Raw genomic sequence first — 5,410 nt, forward strand, 5'->3', positions numbered from 1 at the left:
AAAAAATTTCAAAAAAAGTTGAAAAAGTTATTGACAAAGATTAGTTGAGGTGATATACTGATATAGTTGTCGCTTGAGAGAGCGGACAAGACCTTTGAAAATTAAAGAAGACGAACCAAACGTGCAGGGTGGTTTATGGAGACATAAACCGTCAATGAACAAAAGAACAATCAATCTGTCAGTGGACAGGATGAGTTAAGACAAACGAATATTTTTGATGAGAGTTTGATCCTGGCTCAGGACGAACGCTGGCGGCGTGCCTAATACATGCAAGTAGAACGCCAAGACTTTGTACTTGTACAGAGTTGAGGAGTTGCGAACGGGTGAGTAACGCGTAGGTAACCTGCCTGGTAGCGGGGGATAACTATTGGAAACGATAGCTAATACCGCATAATAGTGTTTACTGCATGGTAAACATTTAAAAGGTGCAACTGCACCACTACCAGATGGACCTGCGTTGTATTAGCTAGTAGGTAAGGTAACGGCTTACCTAGGCGACGATACATAGCCGACCTGAGAGGGTGATCGGCCACACTGGGACTGAGACACGGCCCAGACTCCTACGGGAGGCAGCAGTAGGGAATCTTCGGCAATGGGGGGAACCCTGACCGAGCAACGCCGCGTGAGTGAAGAAGGTTTTCGGATCGTAAAGCTCTGTTGTAAGAGAAGAACGTTAGCGGGAGTGGAAAATCCGCTAAGTGACGGTACCTTACCAGAAAGGGACGGCTAACTACGTGCCAGCAGCCGCGGTAATACGTAGGTCCCGAGCGTTGTCCGGATTTATTGGGCGTAAAGCGAGCGCAGGCGGTTTGATAAGTCAGAAGTAAAAGGCTGTGGCTCAACCATAGTACGCTTTTGAAACTGTCAAACTTGAGTGCAGAAGGGGGGAGTGGAATTCCATGTGTAGCGGTGAAATGCGTAGATATATGGAGGAACACCGGTGGCGAAAGCGGCTCTCTGGTCTGTAACTGACGCTGAGGCTCGAAAGCGTGGGGAGCGAACAGGATTAGATACCCTGGTAGTCCACGCCGTAAACGATGAGTGCTAGGTGTTGGGTCCTTTCCGGGACTCAGTGCCGCAGCTAACGCATTAAGCACTCCGCCTGGGGAGTACGACCGCAAGGTTGAAACTCAAAGGAATTGACGGGGGCCCGCACAAGCGGTGGAGCATGTGGTTTAATTCGAAGCAACGCGAAGAACCTTACCAGGTCTTGACATCCCTCTGACCGTCCTAGAGATAGGGCTTCTCTTTTGAGCAGGGGAGACAGGTGGTGCATGGTTGTCGTCAGCTCGTGTCGTGAGATGTTGGGTTAAGTCCCGCAACGAGCGCAACCCCTATTGTTAGTTGCCATCATTTAGTTGGGCACTCTAGCGAGACTGCCGGTAATAAACCGGAGGAAGGTGGGGATGACGTCAAATCATCATGCCCCTTATGACCTGGGCTACACACGTGCTACAATGGCTGGTACAACGAGTCGCAAGTCGGTGACGGCAAGCTAATCTCTTAAAGCCAGTCTCAGTTCGGATTGTAGGCTGCAACTCGCCTACATGAAGTCGGAATCGCTAGTAATCGCGGATCAGCACGCCGCGGTGAATACGTTCCCGGGCCTTGTACACACCGCCCGTCACACCACGAGAGTTTGTAACACCCGAAGTCGGTGAGGTAACCGCAAGGAGCCAGCCGCCTAAGGTGGGATAGATGATTGGGGTGAAGTCGTAACAAGGTAGCCGTATCGGAAGGTGCGGCTGGATCACCTCCTTTCTAAGGAAAAGCAAGTTATGAGAACGTTAAGAAATTCGTATGAAAATAGGAAGATTTATCTTTTTCACTAGAATTTTAGTTCGCATACAATTGCTCGGAACTGTACGTTGTCTTCTTTAATTTTGAGAGGTCTTGTTGGGGCCTTAGCTCAGCTGGGAGAGCGCCTGCTTTGCACGCAGGAGGTCAGCGGTTCGATCCCGCTAGGCTCCATAGGATAGAATCCTACTGAACTGAATAGCAGTGAAGTTGAATTCACGACTAACTTCTTAGGAAAAAAGATAAATCTCCTAGTGTGCAGGACACACTTTGTCGGTTTCCTATTTTTCTACAGAAGTTTCGCACAAGCGACCGTCGTTCATATCCTAAACTTGTCCATTGAAAATTGAATATCTATATCAAATAGTAACAAGAAAATAAACCGAAAACGCTGTGAATTAATGAGTTCACTAATGGTAACATTAGTAGAAGATAAGGTTAAGTTAATAAGGGCGCACGGTGGATGCCTTGGCACTAGGAGCCGAAGAAGGACGTGACGAACGACGAAATGCCTTGGGGAGCTGTAAGTAAGCAAAGATCCAGGGGTGTCCGAATGGGGGAACCCAGCATGTGAAGCATGTTATCCCTACCTGTTAAGGGTAGCGGAGGGAAGACGCAGTGAACTGAAACATCTAAGTAGCTGCAGGAAGAGAAAGCAAAAGCGATTGCCTTAGTAGCGGCGAGCGAACTGGCAAGAGGGCAAACCGAAGAGTTTACTCTTCGGGGTTGTAGGACTGCAATGTGGACTTAAATTGTATAGAAGAATAACCTGGGAAGGTTAGCCAAAGAGAGTAAAAGCCTCGTATTCGAAATATAGTTTATACCTAGCAGTATCCTGAGTACGGCGGGACACGCGAAATCCCGTCGGAATCTGGGAGGACCATCTCCCAACCCTAAATACTCCCTAGTGACCGATAGTGAACCAGTACCGTGAGGGAAAGGTGAAAAGCACCCCGGGAGGGGAGTGAAATAGAACCTGAAACCGTGTGCCTACAAGAAGTTCGAGCCCGTTAATGGGTGAGAGCGTGCCTTTTGTAGAATGAACCGGCGAGTTATGATATGATGCGAGGTTAAGTGGAAGAAGCGGAGCCGCAGGGAAACCGAGTCTGAATAGGGCGATATAGTATCATGTTATAGACCCGAAACCATGTGACCTACCCATGAGCAGGTTGAAGGTGCGGTAAAACGCACTGGAGGACCGAACCAGGGCACGTTGAAAAGTGCTTGGATGACTTGTGGGTAGCGGAGAAATTCCAAACGAACTTGGAGATAGCTGGTTCTCTCCGAAATAGCTTTAGGGCTAGCGTCGATGTTAAGTCTCTTGGAGGTAGAGCACTGTTTGGGTGAGGGGTCCATCTCGGATTACCAATCTCAGATAAACTCCGAATGCCAACGAGATATAATCGGCAGTCAGACTGCGAGTGCTAAGATCCGTAGTCGAAAGGGAAACAGCCCAGACCACCAGCTAAGGTCCCAAAATAATTGTTAAGTGGAAAAGGATGTGGGGTTGCACAGACAACTAGGATGTTAGCTTAGAAGCAGCTATTCATTCAAAGAGTGCGTAATAGCTCACTAGTCGAGTGACCCTGCGCCGAAAATGTACCGGGGCTAAAACAATTTACCGAAGCTGTGGATACCTGAAAAATGGTATGGTAGGAGAGCGTTCTATGTGTGGTGAAGGTGTACCGTGAGGAGCGCTGGAACGCATAGAAGTGAGAATGCCGGTATGAGTAGCGCAAGATGGGTGAGAATCCCATCCACCGTAAGACTAAGGTTTCCAGGGGAAGGCTCGTCCGCCCTGGGTTAGTCGGGACCTAAGGAGAGACCGAAAGGTGTATCCGATGGACAACAGGTTGATATTCCTGTACTAGAGTATGAAGTGATGGAGGGACGCAGTAGGCTAACTCAACCGGGCGACTGGAAGAGCCCGGCTAAGCAGTGAGGCGTGGTATGAGTCAAATGCTTATACCTGTAACGTTGAGCTGTGATGGGGAGCGAAGTTAAAGTAGCGAAGTGAGCGATGTCACGCTGCCAAGAAAAGCTTCTAGCGATGTATCATACTCTACCCGTACCGCAAACCGACACAGGTAGTCGAGGCGAGTAGCCTCAGGTGATCGAGAGAACTCTCGTTAAGGAACTCGGCAAAATGACCCCGTAACTTCGGGAGAAGGGGTGCTCAGCTAGACTGAGCCGCAGTGAATAGGCCCAAGCAACTGTTTATCAAAAACACAGCTCTCTGCTAAATCGTAAGATGATGTATAGGGGGTGACGCCTGCCCGGTGCTGGAAGGTTAAGAGGAGGGTTTAGCGCAAGCGACGATCTGAATTGAAGCCCCAGTAAACGGCGGCCGTAACTATAACGGTCCTAAGGTAGCGAAATTCCTTGTCGGGTAAGTTCCGACCCGCACGAAAGGCGTAATGATTTGGGCACTGTCTCAACGAGAGACTCGGTGAAATTTTAGTACCTGTGAAGATGCAGGTTACCCGCGACAGGACGGAAAGACCCCATGGAGCTTTACTGCAGTTTGATATTGAGTGTCTGTACCACATGTACAGGATAGGTAGGAGCCTAAGAGTTCGGGACGTCAGTTTCGAAGGAGGCGTTGTTGGGATACTACCCTTGTGTTATGGCCACTCTAACCCGGATAGGTAAACCCTATCGGAGACAGTGTCTGACGGGCAGTTTGACTGGGGCGGTCGCCTCCTAAAAGGTAACGGAGGCGCCCAAAGGTTCCCTCAGATTGGTTGGAAATCAATCGCAGAGTGTAAAGGTATAAGGGAGCTTGACTGCGAGAGCCACAACTCGAGCAGGGACGAAAGTCGGGCTTAGTGATCCGGTGGTTCCGTATGGAAGGGCCATCGCTCAACGGATAAAAGCTACCCTGGGGATAACAGGCTTATCTCCCCCAAGAGTTCACATCGACGGGGAGGTTTGGCACCTCGATGTCGGCTCGTCGCATCCTGGGGCTGTAGTCGGTCCCAAGGGTTGGGCTGTTCGCCCATTAAAGCGGCACGCGAGCTGGGTTCAGAACGTCGTGAGACAGTTCGGTCCCTATCCGTCGCGGGCGTAGGAAATTTGAGAGGATCTGCTCCTAGTACGAGAGGACCAGAGTGGACTTACCGCTGGTGTACCAGTTGTCTCGCCAGAGGCATCGCTGGGTAGCTATGTAGGGAAGGGATAAACGCTGAAAGCATCTAAGTGTGAAACCCACCTCAAGATGAGATTTCCCATAACGTAAGTTAGTAAGAGCCCTGAGAGAAGATCAGGTAGATAGGTTGGGAGTGGAAGTTGTGTGAGCAATGGAGCGGACCAATACTAATAGCTCGAGGACTTATCCAATATAAGTAGTGAAGGCGTTAAAAATTCTGTATGAAAATAGCCTGAACACAATTGAAGAAGTAATTCCAGAGTTTTTGATTATTTGATGTTAGTAGAGGAATAGATATTCAATTTTGAGTTGACAAAGAGGGGAACCTCATGTATACTCAGAATAGTTAAGTGACGATAGCCTAGGAGATACACCTGTACCCATGCCGAACACAGCAGTTAAGCCCTAGAACGCCGGAAGTAGTTGGGGGTTGCCCCCTGTGAGATAGGGTAGTTGCTTAGCTAG

At 49.3% G+C, this 5,410-nt stretch carries 1 tRNA gene and 3 rRNA genes; all 4 read left to right on the top strand.

The features are described from left to right. Positions 1–213: 213 nt before the first annotated feature. The 4 genes from BU200_RS09875 (at position 214) to rrf (ending at position 5,407) form a co-directional block, all read left to right on the top strand. Positions 214–1,761 (top strand): 16S ribosomal RNA (locus tag BU200_RS09875). 137 nt (positions 1,762–1,898) lie between these two features. Continuing rightward, positions 1,899–1,971, top strand: a tRNA-Ala gene (locus BU200_RS09880). 262 nt (positions 1,972–2,233) lie between these two features. Continuing rightward, positions 2,234–5,136: ribosomal RNA gene (locus BU200_RS09885) — 23S ribosomal RNA — on the top strand. 155 nt (positions 5,137–5,291) lie between these two features. Then, positions 5,292–5,407, top strand: a 5S ribosomal RNA gene (rrf, locus tag BU200_RS09890). The 16S, 23S and 5S rRNA genes sit together here with 1 tRNA gene alongside, the layout of an rRNA operon. Positions 5,408–5,410: the final 3 nt, after the last annotated feature.

Origin of the sequence: Streptococcus acidominimus (genome assembly GCF_001921825.1) — a bacterium.
Classification (GTDB): domain Bacteria; phylum Bacillota; class Bacilli; order Lactobacillales; family Streptococcaceae; genus Streptococcus; species Streptococcus acidominimus.